The following is a 14,527-nucleotide window of genomic DNA, read 5'->3' as shown; positions in this document are numbered from 1 at the left end:
ACCCGTCACTCGGCTTTGATGCCACTGGTCTTGATCAGATCGCCCCATTTGGTGATCTCGCTGTCGATCCGGGCGGAGGCCTCGGCCGGCGTGCTCGGCTTGGGCACGACGCCCTGGAGAGCGAACGCTTCCTTCAGTTTCGGGCTCTGCAAGGCCTTGTTCAACTCGGCGTTGAGCTTGTCCAGGATCGGCTGCGGCGTGCCGGCCGGGGCGAGCAGGCCGAACCAGGACGACACCTCGAAGCCGGCGAGCCCCTGCGAGATGGCGGTCGGTGTCTCCGGCATGAAGGGCGAGGCCTCGGTGCCTGTGGTGGCAATCGCCCTGAGCGACCCGCCCTTCACATGCTGCAGCACGGCGGGGATCGTGTCGAACATGATCTTGACCTGGCCGGCGACCATGTCGGTCATGGCCGGGCCGGAGCCGCGATAGGGCACGACGGGCATCTTGGTGCCGGCCTTGAGATTGAACAGCTCGCCCGAGAGATGCTGCGGCGAGCCCTGTCCGGAGGAGGCATAGGAATAGGCGTCCGGCTTTGCCTTGATCAGCGCGATCAGCTCGGGGACCGTCTTGGCGGGCACGGAGGGGTGGACCACGAGGGCAAGCCCGACATTGCCGGCCAGCCCGATCGGCACAAGGTCCTTCTTCAGGTCGAAGCCGGACTTGGCCTGCAGGCTCGCATTGATCGAATGGCTGGTCAGCGCGCCGAGCAGCAGGGTGTATCCGTCGGGCTGGGCGCGGGCGGCCGCCGTCGCGCCGACGCTGCCGCCGGCGCCGGCACGATTCTCGACCACCAGGCGCTGGCCAAGCCCGTTCGACATTTCCTCGGCGACGACGCGGCCGATGATGTCGGTGGCGCCGCCCGGCGCATAGGGCACGATCAGCGTGATCGGCTTCTGCGGATAGGCCTGGGCGAAGGCCGTGACCGGAAGAGCGATTGAAAGGCCGGCGAGAGCGCCGATGAGATGGCGACGGTCGAGCATGGGGTTTTCTCCGAAGGGCAGGGCGGACGGGTTGGGTCCCGTCTCGCAAACAGATTGGGGCCGGGCCGGCCGCGTCAGCAGAAGTCGAAATCGCAGCCTTCGTCGGCTTGCAGCACGGTGGTGAGGTAGAGGTGACGGTAGCCGCGGGAGGGCTCGGCGAGATGGGCCGGGGGCTGCCACTCGCTCCTGCGGCGCTCCAGTTCGGCATCCTCGACGAGCAGCGCGATCTCGCGCGCCTCGACATCGAGCCGGATCATGTCGCCGTCGCGCACCAGCCCGAGCGGGCCGCCGACGGCCGATTCGGGCGTGATGTGCAGGACGATGGTGCCGAAAGCCGTGCCGCTCATCCGGGCGTCGGAGATCCGGACCATGTCCTTGACGCCGGCCTGGGCCAGCTTCTTCGGGATCGGGATGTAGCCAGCCTCCGGCATGCCGGGCGCACCGCGCGGGCCGGCATTGGTCAAGACGAGGACGTCGTCGGCGGTCACGTCGAGGCTGGGATCGTCCATCCGCGTGACCATGTCCTCGACCGAGGTGAAGACGACGGCGCGGCCGGTATGGGTCATCAGCGCAGGCGAGGCGGCCGAATGCTTGATGACTGCGCCGCCGGGCGCGAGGTTGCCGCGCAACACGGCCATGCCGCCGGTCGGCTTCACCGGGCTTGCGGCAGTGCGGATGATCGTCTGGTTCGGGACGTCCTCGGCGGCATCGGCGATCTCGCCGATGGTGCGGCCGTCGATGGTCGGGGCCGAGCGGTCGAGATGGTCGCCGAGTTCCTTCATCAGCTTGGGCACGCCGCCGGCCCAGTGGAAATGCTCCATACAATGGTCGCCGGAGGGCTTGAGATCGATCAGCACCGGCACCTTGCGGCCGATGGCGTCGAACTCCTCGAGATCGATCGAGAGCCCGGCGCGGCGCGCGATTGCCGCCAGATGGACAAGCCCGTTGGTCGAGCCGCCGATCGCCTGCAGAACCGTCAGCGCGTTGCGGAAGGCTGTCTCCGTCAGCAATTCGCTCGGCTTCGGCCCGCCCTGGGCCAGCCGCACCGCCTCGCGCCCGCTGGCCTCGGCGGCGCGGATGCGGTCGGCATGGGTGGCGGGAATCGTGCCGGAGCCGGGCAGGGCGATGCCGAGCGCCTCGACCAGGCAGCCCATGGTCGAGGCCGTGCCCATCACCATGCAGGTGCCCTGCGTCGGCGCGAGCCGCCCGCTCAGAACCTCGATCTCGGCTTCGTCGATCTGGCCGGCGCGATGCTGGCCCCAGAGCCGTCGGCAATCGGTGCAGGCGCCCAGCACCTCGCCCTTGTGATGGCCAACCAGCATCGGCCCGGTGATGAGCTGGATCGCCGGCACGTCGGCGCTGACCGCGCCCATGAGCTGTGCAGGCACCGTCTTGTCGCAGCCGCCGATCAGCACGACGGAGTCGCAGGGCTGCGCGCGGATCATCTCCTCGGTGTCGATCGCCATCAGGTTGCGAAGGAACATCGAGGTCGGGTTGGCGAAGGATTCGTGGATGGAGATCGTCGGGAACTCCATCGGCAGGCCGCCCGCCAGCATCACGCCGCGCTTCACCGCCTCGATCAGCCGGGGCACATTGCCATGGCAGGGGTTGAAGTCGCTGAAGGTGTTGGTGATGCCGATGATCGGCCGGTCGAGCGCATCGTCCGAGAAGCCGGCTGCCTTGATGAAGGCCTTGCGCAGGAACAGCGAGAAGCCCGGATCGCCATAGGTCGCGAGATTGCGCCGCATGCCGCGTGCAGCAGGCTTCAGGATTGGGGTATCGTCGGACGTGCTCATGGCAGCTAGGAATATGGGCGTTGCCAGGATTGTCAACAATTATGTCGAAGGGTTATAAACTGGCATGAGCATGACAGCCCTCAAGGCCCAGACCACCGAGCGCGTGCGCAGTGTCGCGGCGATGCTGGAGGAGGAGATCGTCCTCGGCTGGCTGTTGCCGCGCGAGCGGCTGGTCGAGGAAGAGCTGGCGGAACGCCTCGCCGTGAAGCGCCATGTTGTGCGCGAGGCGCTGGCCGATCTGGAGCGGGTGGGCCTGGTCGAGCGCATCCCCAATCGGGGCGCGGTCGTCAAGTTGCTCGATCCCGTCGAGGTCCGGCAGATCTATTCGGTGCGCGAGGCACTGGAGACGTTGGCCGCCGAGCAAATCCCGCTACCGGCTTCAGCCACCGTCCTGGACGCGTTGCGCGAAGTCCAGCAGCGCCATGCGGTGGCGGTCGATAGCGCCGACGCGCGGGCGGCCTTTCGCGCCAACATGCAGTTTCACGAGACACTGTTTGGCGCCTGCGGCAATCCCCCTCTCGTCGAGCTGATCCAGGGCCTGGCGCAGAAGGTCCATGGCGCGCGCTCGATCACCGCCGCGAGTCCGGAGCATTTGCGGCTGGCCCGCGACGAGCACGCCGCGATGGTCGAGGCTCTCGCAGCCGGCGACCGCGACCGCCTCGTCGCGCTCTGCCGGCAGCATCTGGGACCATCGCGGGATGCCTATATCGCCGCGATCGAAGCCCGTTTTGCTAGGCCGGGGGCGGTTATGACAGAGCGGCAACCGTAGAGGGAGAGACTGCTCTAGGCTGCACTGTCCAGGCCGAGTTGGCAGCCCGCGATGTCGATTCGGGCCGTCAGCGGCAGGTGGTCCGAGGCTTTTCGCGACAGCGCCGAATCATGCACGCAGAGCTCGGAGATCAGCCCGTCGGGCCAGGCGAGGATGCGGTCCAGCGGCAGCATCGGACGGCGCGATGGAAAGCTGGGTGGATGCTTCATGTCGGCGAAATGCGGAACCAGCACGTCGAGCGCCGACCGGCGGCTTCGTCGCCACTCGTTGAAGTCGCCCAGCAGGATCGTCGGCATCGGCGCGAGCTCAAGGAAGGCATGCAGCAGCGTCGTCGCCTGGTCGATCCGGGACCGGCGCAGCAGGCCGAGATGGGCGGCGATGACGCGGAACTTGCCTTCGCCGAGGTCGAGTTCGGCGACGACCGCGCCACGCGGTTCGATCCCCGGCAGCTTCAGCCGGAAGCGCCGGTAGGAGAGCGGCTCGCCGCGCACCAGCAGCGCATTGCCGTGCCAGCCATGACCATCCACCACATCGGACTGGACGAGCAGGTGCAGGCCGGTCTCGCGCAGGATGGCGGCCGGGTCGAGCAGGCCGGTGCGCTGGCCGAAGCGGCGGTCGACCTCCTGCAGTGCCACCAGATCGGCGCCGATCTCGGCGAGGACGGAGACGATCCGATCGGGCCGGACGCGCCGGTCGGTGCCGCGGCATTTGTGGATGTTGTAGGATGCGACCTTCACGCGACCTCGCTCGTCGACATCAGAGATAGGGCATCAGCAGCCGGGCGGCCGCATCACGAATTTTCACGATCGGCCAGCGTGCGTCGATCTGCTCCAGCGTGACGGCGTCGCCACGCTTGCCGTCGATGATGCCGTTGAGCCGCTTGGCCAGTTCGTGATCGTAGAACTCCATGGTGATTTCAAAGTTCAGCCTGAGGCTGCGCGCATCCCAGTTCGCGCTGCCGATCAGGCTCCAGGATTCGTCGATCGTTGCGAGCTTCGAATGGTCGAAAGGCCGGGGCGAGCGCCAGACATGGCAGCCGACCTTCAGCAGCGGCCGGATATGCGCCTGCATCGCCCAGCCCATCAGGCGATGGTTGTTGACGGCCGGGATCACGACATGGACCGCGACGCCCCGGAGCGCCGCGAGCTGGAGCGCGGTCAGAACCTGCTCGTCGGGCAGGAAATAGGGTGTCGCGATCCGGATCGACGACGAGGCCGCGTTGATCGCCGACAGCAGGACGAGGATGAGCTGGTCGACGCTCTGGTCGGGACCCGACGAGATCACGCGTGCGGGCGCGGTTCCGTCGCGATGCTCGGCCGGAAACCAGAGCGGGCCTTCCAGCGTCTCGGATGTCGAAAAGGCCCAGTCGTCCTGGAAGCTCTCTGTGACCTGCTGAACCACCGGGCCTTCGACCCTGAAATGGAGGTCGCGCACGCGGTCCTGCGGCTTCGCCGTGCGAAGATTGTCGGCACCGATGTTGAGCCCGCCGATGAACGCCGTCTCTCCGTCGATCAGCAGGATCTTCTTGTGCAGCCGCAGATCGAGCAGCGGCATCTTCCATGGCATCAGGGAGTGCAGGTAGCGGGCCGCCGGCACGCCCTCCCTGCGCAGCTGGTGGTAGGCGCGCGAGAACAGGAAGCCCCCGCCGAAGCCGTCGATGAGCACCCGCACGGCAACGCCGCGGCGATGGGCGCGGGTCAGCGCATCGATGAAGGCAAGCCCGGCCTCGTCGGGTCGAAAAATGAAGGTCGAAAGCGCGACGCTGGTCCTGGCGTCGTCTATAGCGGCCAGCATGCGCGGATAGGCCTCGTCGCCGCAATCGAGCGCGGCGGCCACGGTGCCGGGTTTCGTGCCGGACCGGGTGATCCGGCCGACCGCGGTCTGGAGGCTGCCGGCCGGCTCGCCGGGCACCGCGCCGAGCCGGCCGGGAAAGCCGCCAGCGCCGGCGATGCCGCGCAAGCGAATGGCACGGCGCTTCACCCGGTTGATCCCGAAGCCGAAATAGAGGATCGGCCCGAAGAACGGCGAGAGCCAGGCGAGGCCGATCCAGCCGATTGCGGCCGGCACGTCGCGCTTCCGGATCAGGGCATGGATCGTGACCGTGCCGGCCGTGACGACGTGCAACGCCGTCAGCAGCAGCGGGCCATGATCGGCAAGACTCATGAGCAGCGCGGTGAGATCCATGACGCTTCGCAGTTACAATGATGCAGGGCGCTTTGGTATCGGGCAAACCGGCCTCGGGGGAGGTCGGTCAGGCTACGGCGATGTTCCAGCGTGCGATGACGCGGTTTTCCGGATGGCCGGGATCATAGCCCAGCACGCCGTAGCAGGCCGTTCCGAGCAGCAGGTTCTGGACGGCCGTGAGGTCGAGGCCGATCCAGCGCGCGGCGAGGCAGCGTCCGAAATGGCCGTGCGTGAACACGGCGACAGGGCCGCTCAGCGCCGAGAGTTTCGCGGCCAGCCGGTCGGCGCGCGCCGTGATCTGCGCCGGCGATTCCCCGTTGGGGCAGCCGTCGCGGACGATGTTCCAGCCCGGCCGCATGGCACGGATCTCGACCGAGCGCAGGCCGTCATAGTCGCCATAATCCCACTCGGCGAGATCGGGTTCGACCGCCGCCTGCGCGCCGAGCCCGACCAGCGCCGCGGTCTGTCGGGCACGCTGTCGCGGGCTGGTCAGGACATGCGAAAACGTCAGCCCGCGAAAGGACGGTTGGAGCGCTCGCGCCTCGTCCTCGCCCTGCGGCGTCAGCGCGATATCGGTCCGGCCGGTATGCTGACCCGACAGCGACCATTCGGTCTGGCCGTGCCGGACCAGATAGACCTGCAAGGGTGCGTCAGGCTCGCGAGGGTCGCTGTTCGTCATCGGGTCGCTGGTCTCGCATGGTCTGCCGGGTCTGCCCGGATGGTAGCGCTTTGCCCGGGCGTCTCAAGCGGGACCGGGGGAATGCTCGATCTGCAAGGACGTGCGAGGAGCGCGCGCCGCGCTTCCATCGTATAGATCCCGCTCCTGCATCGACTCGCGAGACGCCCATGCCCAAACTCTGCAAGTTCACCTCGCCGGCCGACGGCAAGCCGGTCTACGTCAATCCGGCGCTCGTCACCGTCGTCTACAGCTTCAAGGGCCAGCCGCCCGACACCATCATCGGCTTCGGCAAGGACTACATGCTTGGCGTCGCGGAAAGCCTGGAGGAAACCGTCAGCCGCCTCGGCGAGGCGACCGCGGGCGAGGCGCCGAAAGAGTGAGGCCGGCGTCCGCTGCGGCGCGGTCAGAGCAGTTCGCGGACCCGCAGCAGCGTCGCATCCATATGGACTCCGATGATCGCGCTCAGCTCTGCGGCATCGCGCTTGAGCAGGGCAGCCATCATGTCCTCGTGCTCGGCCACGGCGCCGGCCCATTTGGCCGGCCCCTCATTGCCGACGAAGCGCAGACGCTTGATCCGCGCCTGTAGCGTCGCGTGCATCTCCATCAGCGCCGCATTGTCCGATGCCGCCACGATCGCGCTGTGAATGTCCTGGTTGAGCTTGAAATATTCCAGCCGGCTGCGGGTCTCGTAGAGCGCCATCATCTGCCGGTGCATCGCATGGATCGCCTCGATCGTCGCGTCGCTCGCCTGCTCGCAGGCGATCCGCCCGCCGAGCTGCTCCAGCGTCTTCAGCACCTCCAGGATGTCGGCGAGATCGCGCGCCGAAAACTTGCGCACGATCGCGCCCTTGGCGGGGAGGATCTCGACCAGGCCTTCGCTGGCGAGCGTCTTGATCGCTTCGCGCAGCGGCGTGCGGGAGACGCCGAGCTGCGCTCCCACCAGACCCTCGTTGATGCGCTGGCCCGGGGCGAGACGCGCTTCGATGATCATGTCGCGCAGGCGCTCCAGCACCTCGTCATGCAGGGTCCGGCGCGTGATCCGGGGATAGTCGATTGCAGGCTCGCTCATCGCGACTCCACCAAGGCTTTGTCTGCGGCGGTTACGGCATGCGGACCAGGCGCTGTCAAACCAACGGCGGCTACGCGTCCGGCAACTGCGGTACTGCTGTTTGCGTCTTGCGCATCCGAATTCATCGCTTCTTCTTACCGCACCGTCACGGACACGATCGCTCAACGCCCTTACCCTCATACGTACACCACTCTAATTATGCTGCATACAGCATACTTGTGAGCTGCGGAGGCCTGTGCTAGCCAGAGGGCAGCAGGCCAGTCAGCGGAGCAGGGCTATGGACAATCGGGCGCAGAACGAGTTGCCGGTGATTGCCGTCGCGATGGGTGATCCCTCGGGCATCAGCCCGGAATTGACCGCGCGCATCCTCTCCGAGCCCGATCTGCGCGCGGCAGCGCGCTACGTCGTCTTCGGCGATGCGCGCCTGCTCGAACTCGGCATCAAGGATGGCGCGGCCGATCCGCAGGTGCGCGTCGTCCGCGAGGGCGATGTCCTGCCTCTCGGTGACAGGCCGGTCTTCATCGACCTCGGCAACCACGATCCGGCGGACCTGCAGCGCGGCACGGCGACGTTGGCCGGCGGCAAGGCCGCGACCGACAATTTCCGCCATGCCCTGCAGTTCGCCGCCGCCGGTCATGCCGATGCGGTGTTCTTCACGCCGTTCAACAAGGCCGCGATGCGCTTCGCCTATCCCGGCTACGACGACGAGATCCGCTTCGTGCGCGACGCCATTGGTTTCGAGGGGCCTGCGAGCGAGTTCAACATTTTGGACAAGCTCTGGAATGCGCGGGTGACCTCGCATATTCCGCTCTCCGAGGTGGCCGCCAACATCACGCAGGAGCGCATCCTGCGGGCGCTGACACTGGCCGATGCCAATCTGCGCCTTGCCGGCTTCAACCCGCCGCGCATCGCGGTCGCGGGCATCAATCCCCATGCCGGCGACGGCGGCAATTTCGGCCGCGACGAGATCGAGACCATCGAGCCCGCGGTGAAGGCCGCCAAGGCGAAGGGCTTCACCGTGGAGGGGCCGTTCCCATCCGATACGGTGTTCCTGCGCGCCCGCAACGGTGATTTCGATGCGGTTTTGACGATGTATCACGATCAGGGCCAGATCGCGATGAAGCTGATCGGTTTCGACAGCGGCGTCACCCTGATCGGCGGCTTCCCGTTCCCGATCTGCACGCCCGCCCATGGCACGGCCTATGAGATCGCCGGCAAGGGCGTCGCCAATCTCGGTGCAACCCGCGCCGCGCTCGCGCTCGCGATCAAGATGGCCCGGGACGGCAAGGCGAGGGCAAAGGCCGCCGCCTGACGCGACAATTCCATCCGACGACCGACACACAAGACCGCCATCCAAGAGCGGTCCCGAAGAACCGCTCATCCAGGGAGAAAACCCATGAAGACCTTCAGCATCACCGCCGCCATCGCCGGCACCATCGCGCTGAGTGCCACGAGCCCGGCGCAGGCCTGGCAGCCGACCAAGCCGATCGAATTCGTCGTCACCTCGGGTGCCGGCGGCGGCACCGACAATTTCGCCCGCATGATCCAGGCGATCATCAGCAAGCACAAGCTGATCGACCAGCCGATCGTGGTGGTGAACAAGGGCGGCGGCTCGGGCGCCGAGGGCTATGTCTACGGCAAGGGCGCCAAGGGCGATCCCAACCGCGTCATCTTCGGCACCAACAACGCCTATCTGCTGCCCTATGTCGCCAAGCTCGGCTACAAGTACAGCGACCTGACCCCCGTCGCAGGGCTGGCGCTCGACGAGTTCCTGCTCTGGGTCAAGGGCGATGCGCCCTATGCCGACGCCAAGAGCTATCTCGATGCCGTGAAGGCCAAGCCGATGGGCTTCAAGATGGGCGGCAGCCAGTCGAAGGACACCGACCAGACCCTGACCTCGATGATCCAGGACGCCACCGGCGTGAAGTGGATCTACATCCCGTTCCAGGGCGGCAGCGCTGCGGCCGTGCAGCTTGCCGGCGGGCACATCGACTCAAACGTCAACAATCCCAACGAGAACATCGGCCAGTGGAAGGCGGGGCAGGTCAAGCCGCTCTGCGTCTTCTCACCGGCGCGCCTGGCCAAGAGCGATCCGGTCTTCGAGGGCAAGGGCTGGGGCGATGTCCCGACCTGCAAGGAAGCCGGCGTGCCGCTTGAGACCTTCCAGATGCCGCGCACCGTCTGGCTGCCGGCCGAGGTGCCCGCCGATGCCGTCGCCTTCTATGCCGACGTGCTCGAAAAGGTCTCCAAGACGCCGGAATGGCTGGAATTCGTCTCCCGCACCGCGCAGACCGCCAAGTTCATGAAGGGGGCGGAACTCGCCGACTTCGTCGCCAAGGACGATGCCGCCAACAAGAAGGTGTTTGAGAACGAGGGCTGGGTCGCGAAGTAAGCTGACGCAAGCTCCACGTCATCCCGGACAAGCCGCGCAGCGGCGCTGATCCGGGATCCATGCCTGAACCGTTCCGGCATGGATCCCGGGTCTCCGCTTCGCTCCGCCCGGGATGACGGCGCGGGGAGAGCCAGATGCCTAGCCTTGCAGGAAGGGCCCTTCAGCCATGATCACCCGCTTCTGGGCCGAGATCGCGACCGCACTGGTGACGCTGGCCTTCGGCCTCGTCATCGTCAACGGCGCGCTGGAATTCGGCGTCGGCTGGGATTCCTCGGGTCCGCAGCCCGGCGCGTTTCCGTTCTACATCGGCGGTCTCGTCGCGCTGGCGAGCCTTGGCACGCTTATCGTGACGGCGGCCGGCCGCATCGCGGGCTCGGGCGGGCTCGACGAGCTCTTCCTCGATCGTGAGCGGGGGTTGAGGGTCCTGTCCTTCCTGCTGCCGCTGCTCGCGTTCGTCGTTCTGAGCGCGACGCTCGGCATGTATGTCGCGACGATCCTCTATCTCGTCGTCACCATGCGCTTCCAGGGCCGTTACGGCTGGCCGGGAACGCTCGCGACGGCGCTGGGCACCGCGGCTTTCTTCTATCTCGCGCTGGAGAAATTCTTCCAGATCAGCCTGCTCAAAGGGCCGATCGAGCCCTTGCTCGGCCTGTGACCGACGCGCAACGGAAAACGGTGCCGTGAGCCATGGATAACTTCGCCAACCTGATGCATGGCTTCTCGGTCGCGCTGACCACGCATCATCTGCTGCTGATGATGGCGGGCGTGCTGCTGGGCGTGCTCGTCGGCGTGCTGCCCGGCCTGGGCGCGCCCAATGGCGTCTCGCTGCTGCTGCCGCTGACCTTCAGCATGGACCCGGTCTCCGCCATCATCCTGCTGACCTCGCTCTACTGGGGTGCGCTCTTCGGCGGCTCGACCACCTCGATCCTGTTCAACATCCCCGGCGAGCCCTCATCGGTCGCGACGACCTTCGACGGCCACCCGATGGCCAAGCAGGGCCGGGCGACCGAGGCTTTGTCCTTCGCCTTTCTCTCGGCGGGCTTTGGTGCTCTGGCGGGTGTCATCCTGATCACGCTCTTGTCGGGCTGGGTCGCGAAGTTCGCGCTGCGCTTCTCCTCGCCTGAGTATTTCGCGGTCTATTTCATGACCTTCGCCAGCTTTATCGGGCTGGGTGGCGCCTCGCCGCTGAAGACCGTGGTCTCGATGGGCATCGGCTTTACGCTCGCCTCGATCGGCATGGATTCGGTCTCGGGCAATGTCCGCCTGACCTATGAGTTCGACGTCCTGCTCGCGGGCGTCTCCTTCCTGATCGCGGTGATCGGCCTGTTCGGCATCGGCGAACTGCTGCTGACGATGGAGGAGGGGCTGAAATTCGAGGGCGTCGCCGCAAAAGTCCGCATCCGCGACGTTGTGCTGACGGCGGCCAAGCTGCCGCGCTACTGGCTCGCGCTGCTGCGCTCCTCGCTGATCGGCATCTGGATGGGCATCACGCCGGGCGGGCCGACGGCAGCCTCCTTCATGAGCTACGCCATGGCGAAGCGCTCGTCGCGCGATCCGTCCAAGTTCGGCAAGGGCGAACCCGAGGGCGTGATCTCGCCCGAGACGGCCGACCATGCGGCAGGCTCTGCCGCGATGCTGCCGATGCTGGCGCTCGGCATTCCCGGCTCCGCAACCGCCGCCGTGATGATGGGCGGACTGATGATCTGGGGGCTCAACCCGGGCCCGACTTTGTTCACCGACCGCCCGGACTTCGTCTGGGGGCTGATCGCCTCGATGTATCTCGGCAATGTCGTCGCGGTGGTGGTCGTGTTGGCGACGGTGCCGCTGTTCGCCTCGATCCTGCGGATTCCGTTCTCGATCATCGGGCCGGTGATCGTGGTGATCTGCTTCATCGGCGCCTATACGGCGGCAGGCAAGGGCTTCGACATCTGGCTGGCGCTGATCTTCGGCCTCGTCGGCTACGTCTTCAAGAAGCTCGACTATCCGATCGCGCCGCTCGTGCTGGCCATGGTGATCGGCGACAAGGCCGAGGACGCCTTCCGTCAGTCGATGATCTTCAGCCAGGGCTCGCTGTCGATTTTCTGGTCGAACCCGCTGGTCACGACGCTGATGGCGATCGGCCTCACCCTGCTGCTGATGCCGCTGATCGGCCGTGCTACTGGGTATTTGCGCGGGCGCACCGCCACGCGCACGGTTTGACCGTCACTTCAAGAAACCACCGGAAACGCCGCCATGACCGAACCCTACAAGGGCATCCTGCCGATCGCTCCGACCATCTTCCACGACAATGGCGACCTCGATATCGCCGGCAACCGCCGCGTCATGGACCTGATGGTCGATCAGGGCGTCGACGGCATCTGCATCCTCGCGAACTTCTCCGAGCAGTTCCTGCTGACCGATGAGGAGCGCGAGCAGGTGATGCGGGTTTCGCTCGAGCAGGTTGCCGGCCGCGTGCCGGTGATCGTCACCACCTCGCATTTCTCGACGCGAATTGCCGCCCAGCGCGCCAAGGCGGCGGCGGATGCCGGCGCCAAGATGCTGATGATGATGCCGCCCTATCACGGCGCGCTGCTCAAGGCCGACGAGCAGGGCATGATCGAGCACTTCAAATCCGTCGCGGACGCCTGCGGGATTCCGATCATCCTGCAGGATGCGCCGCTTTCGGGCGTGACGATGACGGTCCCCTTCATGGTGCGCCTCGCAAAGGAGGTGCCGCTCGTGCGCTACTTCAAGATCGAGGTGCCCGGCACGGCCAACAAGCTGCGCGCGCTGATCGAGGCCGGCGGCTCGGCGGTTGCCGGGCCCTTCGACGGCGAGGAGGCGATCACTCTGATGGCCGATCTCGATGCCGGCGCTACCGGCACGATGACATCAGCCATGATCCCCGACCTGATCAAGCCGATCCTCACCGCCCATGCCGCTGGCGATCGCAAGCAGGCGACCGCGCTTTATGCCAGGGTGCTGCCGATCATCAACTACGAGAACCGCCAATGCGGCCTGCGCTCGGCCAAGGCGGTGATGAAGGAGGGCGGGGTGATCAAGTCGGAGGCCGTGCGCCACCCGCTGACGCCGCTGCATCCCAAAACCCGCGAGGGGCTCATCGAGCTGGCCCGCGAGCTCGATCCGCTGGCGTTGAACTGGGCGAGGTAGCGCTTCCTCGCGGGCTACCGCCCGAGATAGAGCGCGAGCCGCGCGGCTGCATTCTTGAGATGGGTTTCAGCCGCCATGCGGGCCGCCTGCGGGTCACGCGCGACGATCGCCTCGAAGATCGCCTGGTGCTCGCCCTGCACCGTCTGCGCCATGCCGGCGAGGCGCGCCGAATTGGCGCGGGCGGTGCGGATGAAGTTTCGGACGCGCCGGTCGAGAAACTCCGACAGATCGCGGAAGAACGGATTGCCGGTGGCGTCGATGATGGCGCGGTGGAAGGCGACATCCTCGTCGACGCCGGATTCGCCCCGGTCGATCGCGGCCTGCATCGCGTCCAGCCGGGTGCGGATGGTGGCCAGGTCGGCCTCGCTGTGGCGCTCGGCCGTGTGCTCCGTCGCTGACGCCTCGACCGCCATCAGCAGTTCGACGATGTGGCGCAGCTCCGCCTTGTCGGAAAAATCCGCGACGTCGAGCCGGAAGACCGAGCTCGATCCGGGCTCGGCGACGAAAGCGCCCGCCCCCTGGCGCGACAGCACCAGCCCGTCATGCTTCAGCCGCCCCACGGCCTCGCGCACGATCGGGCGGCTGACGCCGTAGGTCGCGGCGAGCTGCTGCTCGGTGGGCAGGCGCTCGCCCGCCTGAAGGCGGCCCGAGGAAATCTCGTCGCGCAGCCGGAGCGCCAGCGTGTCCGCGAGCGAGGGCGCCCGTCCCAGAATGTCACGCAGCTCGGATCGGCTTCTGTCGGCGACCATGGGGCTCAATCCGTTCCTTTAGCTGGCGATATGCAGGCCGCCATTGACGTGAACGGTCTCGCCAGTGACGAAACCTGCCAGATCGGAGCACAGGAAGGCAACGACGCCCGCGACCTCGGCGGCCGTTCCCAACCGCTTCATCGGCGTGTTCTGGATCAGCTCCGGCTTTTTGGCGATCAGGGGCTGGACCATCGGCCCCTCGATCAGGCCCGGCGAGACGGCATTGACGCGGATCTTCGGCGCCAGTTCGAGCGCCAGCGACCGCGTCAGGCTGAGCACGCCGCCCTTGGCGGCGGCATAATGGGCATGGGCGTAGCTGCCGCGATGGCCGGCCATCGAGGCGAGGTTCACGATCGATCCACCCTCCGCCAGATGCGGGATGGCGGCGCGGCAGCTGTGGAAGACGCCGTCGAGGTTGATCGCGATCGACTGGCGCCATTCGGCCTCGCTCATCTCGCTGACCAGACGGTCGTGATAGAGCCCTGCCGCCGTGACCAGGTGGTCGATGCGGCCGAAATGCGAGACCGCAGCCTCGACCGCGCGCTGTGCATCGCTCGCCTGCGCCGCATCCTGCCGCAAGGCCAGCGTGCGGCCCCTGCCGGGATCGAGCTCGCGAGCAAATGTGGCCACGCCCTCGCCGTCGAGATCGGTCAGGACGCAGGACGCGCCGTGGTGGTGGAAGAGCGTCGCGATGGCGCGGCTGATCGCGCCGTTGCCGCCCGTCAGCAGCAGGACCTTGCCCGAAAAATCGATCACGAT

Annotated in this window: 15 protein-coding genes; 7 read left to right on the top strand and 8 right to left on the bottom strand. The window is 66.9% G+C overall.

Going from position 1 to position 14,527, the window contains the following annotated elements; translation table 11 throughout:
* Nucleotides 1-5: 5 nt before the first annotated feature.
* Together AE618_RS09320 and AE618_RS09315 are read right to left on the bottom strand one after the other, a co-directional pair.
* Nucleotides 6-980: a Bug family tripartite tricarboxylate transporter substrate binding protein gene (locus tag AE618_RS09320; protein ID WP_054208783.1), complete on the bottom strand. Its 975-nt coding sequence runs from the start codon at nt 978-980 to the stop codon at nt 6-8.
* A 74-nt stretch (nt 981-1,054) separates the two neighbouring features.
* Nucleotides 1,055-2,776 carry an IlvD/Edd family dehydratase gene (locus AE618_RS09315; RefSeq protein ID WP_054208782.1) on the bottom strand — a complete coding sequence of 574 codons (1,722 nt, stop codon included), beginning with the start codon at nt 2,774-2,776 and terminating at the stop codon, nt 1,055-1,057.
* Between the two features lie 64 nt (nt 2,777-2,840).
* Here AE618_RS09315 and AE618_RS09310 point away from each other — a divergent pair, with 64 nt between their 5' ends.
* Entirely contained in the window at nt 2,841-3,545 is a 705-nt protein-coding gene (locus tag AE618_RS09310) for a GntR family transcriptional regulator (protein WP_248310806.1), read from the top strand.
* A gap of 14 nt (nt 3,546-3,559) precedes the next feature.
* On the opposite strand, the gene AE618_RS09305 is transcribed toward AE618_RS09310, so the two are convergent.
* The 3 genes from AE618_RS09305 to AE618_RS09295 all read right to left on the bottom strand — a co-directional run bounded on the left by AE618_RS09305 (nt 3,560) and on the right by AE618_RS09295 (nt 6,408).
* Entirely contained in the window at nt 3,560-4,282 is a 723-nt protein-coding gene (locus tag AE618_RS09305) for an endonuclease/exonuclease/phosphatase family protein (protein ID WP_054208781.1), read from the bottom strand.
* 19 nt (nt 4,283-4,301) lie between these two features.
* Entirely contained in the window at nt 4,302-5,729 is a 1,428-nt protein-coding gene (locus tag AE618_RS09300; protein ID WP_054208780.1) for a phospholipase D-like domain-containing protein, read from the bottom strand.
* A gap of 67 nt (nt 5,730-5,796) precedes the next feature.
* The gene (locus tag AE618_RS09295; RefSeq protein WP_054208779.1) at nt 5,797-6,408 is read right to left on the bottom strand and encodes a histidine phosphatase family protein; all 612 of its coding nucleotides are present in this window, start codon (nt 6,406-6,408) and stop codon (nt 5,797-5,799) included.
* Nucleotides 6,409-6,575: 167 nt separating this feature from the next.
* Here AE618_RS09295 and AE618_RS09290 point away from each other — a divergent pair, with 167 nt between their 5' ends.
* The gene (locus AE618_RS09290) at nt 6,576-6,788 is read left to right on the top strand and encodes a hypothetical protein (RefSeq protein ID WP_054208778.1); all 213 of its coding nucleotides are present in this window, start codon (nt 6,576-6,578) and stop codon (nt 6,786-6,788) included.
* A 23-nt stretch (nt 6,789-6,811) separates the two neighbouring features.
* On the opposite strand, the gene AE618_RS09285 is transcribed toward AE618_RS09290, so the two are convergent.
* Complete coding sequence (locus AE618_RS09285) at nt 6,812-7,477, bottom strand: GntR family transcriptional regulator (protein ID WP_054208777.1); 666 nt, start codon at nt 7,475-7,477, stop codon at nt 6,812-6,814.
* A gap of 277 nt (nt 7,478-7,754) precedes the next feature.
* On the opposite strand from AE618_RS09285, the gene AE618_RS09280 reads away from it, so the two are divergent.
* The 5 genes from AE618_RS09280 (at nt 7,755) to AE618_RS09260 (ending at nt 13,019) form a co-directional block, all read left to right on the top strand.
* Nucleotides 7,755-8,789: a 4-hydroxythreonine-4-phosphate dehydrogenase PdxA gene (locus AE618_RS09280; RefSeq protein ID WP_054208776.1), complete on the top strand. Its 1,035-nt coding sequence runs from the start codon at nt 7,755-7,757 to the stop codon at nt 8,787-8,789.
* Nucleotides 8,790-8,873: 84 nt separating this feature from the next.
* Nucleotides 8,874-9,869: a Bug family tripartite tricarboxylate transporter substrate binding protein gene (locus tag AE618_RS09275; protein WP_054208775.1), complete on the top strand. Its 996-nt coding sequence runs from the start codon at nt 8,874-8,876 to the stop codon at nt 9,867-9,869.
* 166 nt (nt 9,870-10,035) lie between these two features.
* The gene (locus AE618_RS09270; RefSeq protein WP_054208774.1) at nt 10,036-10,524 is read left to right on the top strand and encodes a tripartite tricarboxylate transporter TctB family protein; all 489 of its coding nucleotides are present in this window, start codon (nt 10,036-10,038) and stop codon (nt 10,522-10,524) included.
* A gap of 32 nt (nt 10,525-10,556) precedes the next feature.
* Nucleotides 10,557-12,068 (top strand): tripartite tricarboxylate transporter permease, encoded by a 1,512-nt coding sequence (locus tag AE618_RS09265; protein ID WP_054208773.1) that lies wholly within the window; start codon nt 10,557-10,559, stop codon nt 12,066-12,068.
* Between the two features lie 33 nt (nt 12,069-12,101).
* Nucleotides 12,102-13,019 carry a dihydrodipicolinate synthase family protein gene (locus tag AE618_RS09260; RefSeq protein WP_054208772.1) on the top strand — a complete coding sequence of 306 codons (918 nt, stop codon included), beginning with the start codon at nt 12,102-12,104 and terminating at the stop codon, nt 13,017-13,019.
* A gap of 14 nt (nt 13,020-13,033) precedes the next feature.
* On the opposite strand, the gene AE618_RS09255 is transcribed toward AE618_RS09260, so the two are convergent.
* Complete coding sequence (locus AE618_RS09255) at nt 13,034-13,768, bottom strand: FadR/GntR family transcriptional regulator (protein WP_054208771.1); 735 nt, start codon at nt 13,766-13,768, stop codon at nt 13,034-13,036.
* Nucleotides 13,769-13,786: 18 nt separating this feature from the next.
* Complete coding sequence (locus AE618_RS09250) at nt 13,787-14,524, bottom strand: SDR family NAD(P)-dependent oxidoreductase (RefSeq protein WP_054208770.1); 738 nt, start codon at nt 14,522-14,524, stop codon at nt 13,787-13,789.
* Nucleotides 14,525-14,527 lie beyond the last annotated feature (3 nt).

The sequence above is a fragment of the Allobosea vaviloviae genome, assembly GCF_001298265.1.
Taxonomy (GTDB): Bacteria; Pseudomonadota; Alphaproteobacteria; order Rhizobiales; family Beijerinckiaceae; genus Allobosea; species Allobosea vaviloviae_B.
Note: the sequence above shows the minus strand (reverse complement) of the source record. Positions and strands in the feature narration are given on the sequence as shown.

Coding starts and splice junctions, on each gene's coding strand:
- AE618_RS09255 (WP_054208771.1), bottom strand. CDS start 13,768: ATGGTCGCCGACAGAAGCCGATCCGAGCTGCGTGACATTCTGGGACGG.
- AE618_RS09320 (WP_054208783.1), bottom strand. CDS start 980: ATGCTCGACCGTCGCCATCTCATCGGCGCTCTCGCCGGCCTTTCAATC.
- AE618_RS09275 (WP_054208775.1), top strand. CDS start 8,874: ATGAAGACCTTCAGCATCACCGCCGCCATCGCCGGCACCATCGCGCTG.
- AE618_RS09265 (WP_054208773.1), top strand. CDS start 10,557: ATGGATAACTTCGCCAACCTGATGCATGGCTTCTCGGTCGCGCTGACC.
- AE618_RS09285 (WP_054208777.1), bottom strand. CDS start 7,477: ATGAGCGAGCCTGCAATCGACTATCCCCGGATCACGCGCCGGACCCTG.
- AE618_RS09290 (WP_054208778.1), top strand. CDS start 6,576: ATGCCCAAACTCTGCAAGTTCACCTCGCCGGCCGACGGCAAGCCGGTC.
- AE618_RS09315 (WP_054208782.1), bottom strand. CDS start 2,776: ATGAGCACGTCCGACGATACCCCAATCCTGAAGCCTGCTGCACGCGGC.
- AE618_RS09280 (WP_054208776.1), top strand. CDS start 7,755: ATGGACAATCGGGCGCAGAACGAGTTGCCGGTGATTGCCGTCGCGATG.
- AE618_RS09260 (WP_054208772.1), top strand. CDS start 12,102: ATGACCGAACCCTACAAGGGCATCCTGCCGATCGCTCCGACCATCTTC.
- AE618_RS09295 (WP_054208779.1), bottom strand. CDS start 6,408: ATGACGAACAGCGACCCTCGCGAGCCTGACGCACCCTTGCAGGTCTAT.
- AE618_RS09270 (WP_054208774.1), top strand. CDS start 10,036: ATGATCACCCGCTTCTGGGCCGAGATCGCGACCGCACTGGTGACGCTG.
- AE618_RS09310 (WP_248310806.1), top strand. CDS start 2,841: ATGAGCATGACAGCCCTCAAGGCCCAGACCACCGAGCGCGTGCGCAGT.
- AE618_RS09300 (WP_054208780.1), bottom strand. CDS start 5,729: ATGGATCTCACCGCGCTGCTCATGAGTCTTGCCGATCATGGCCCGCTG.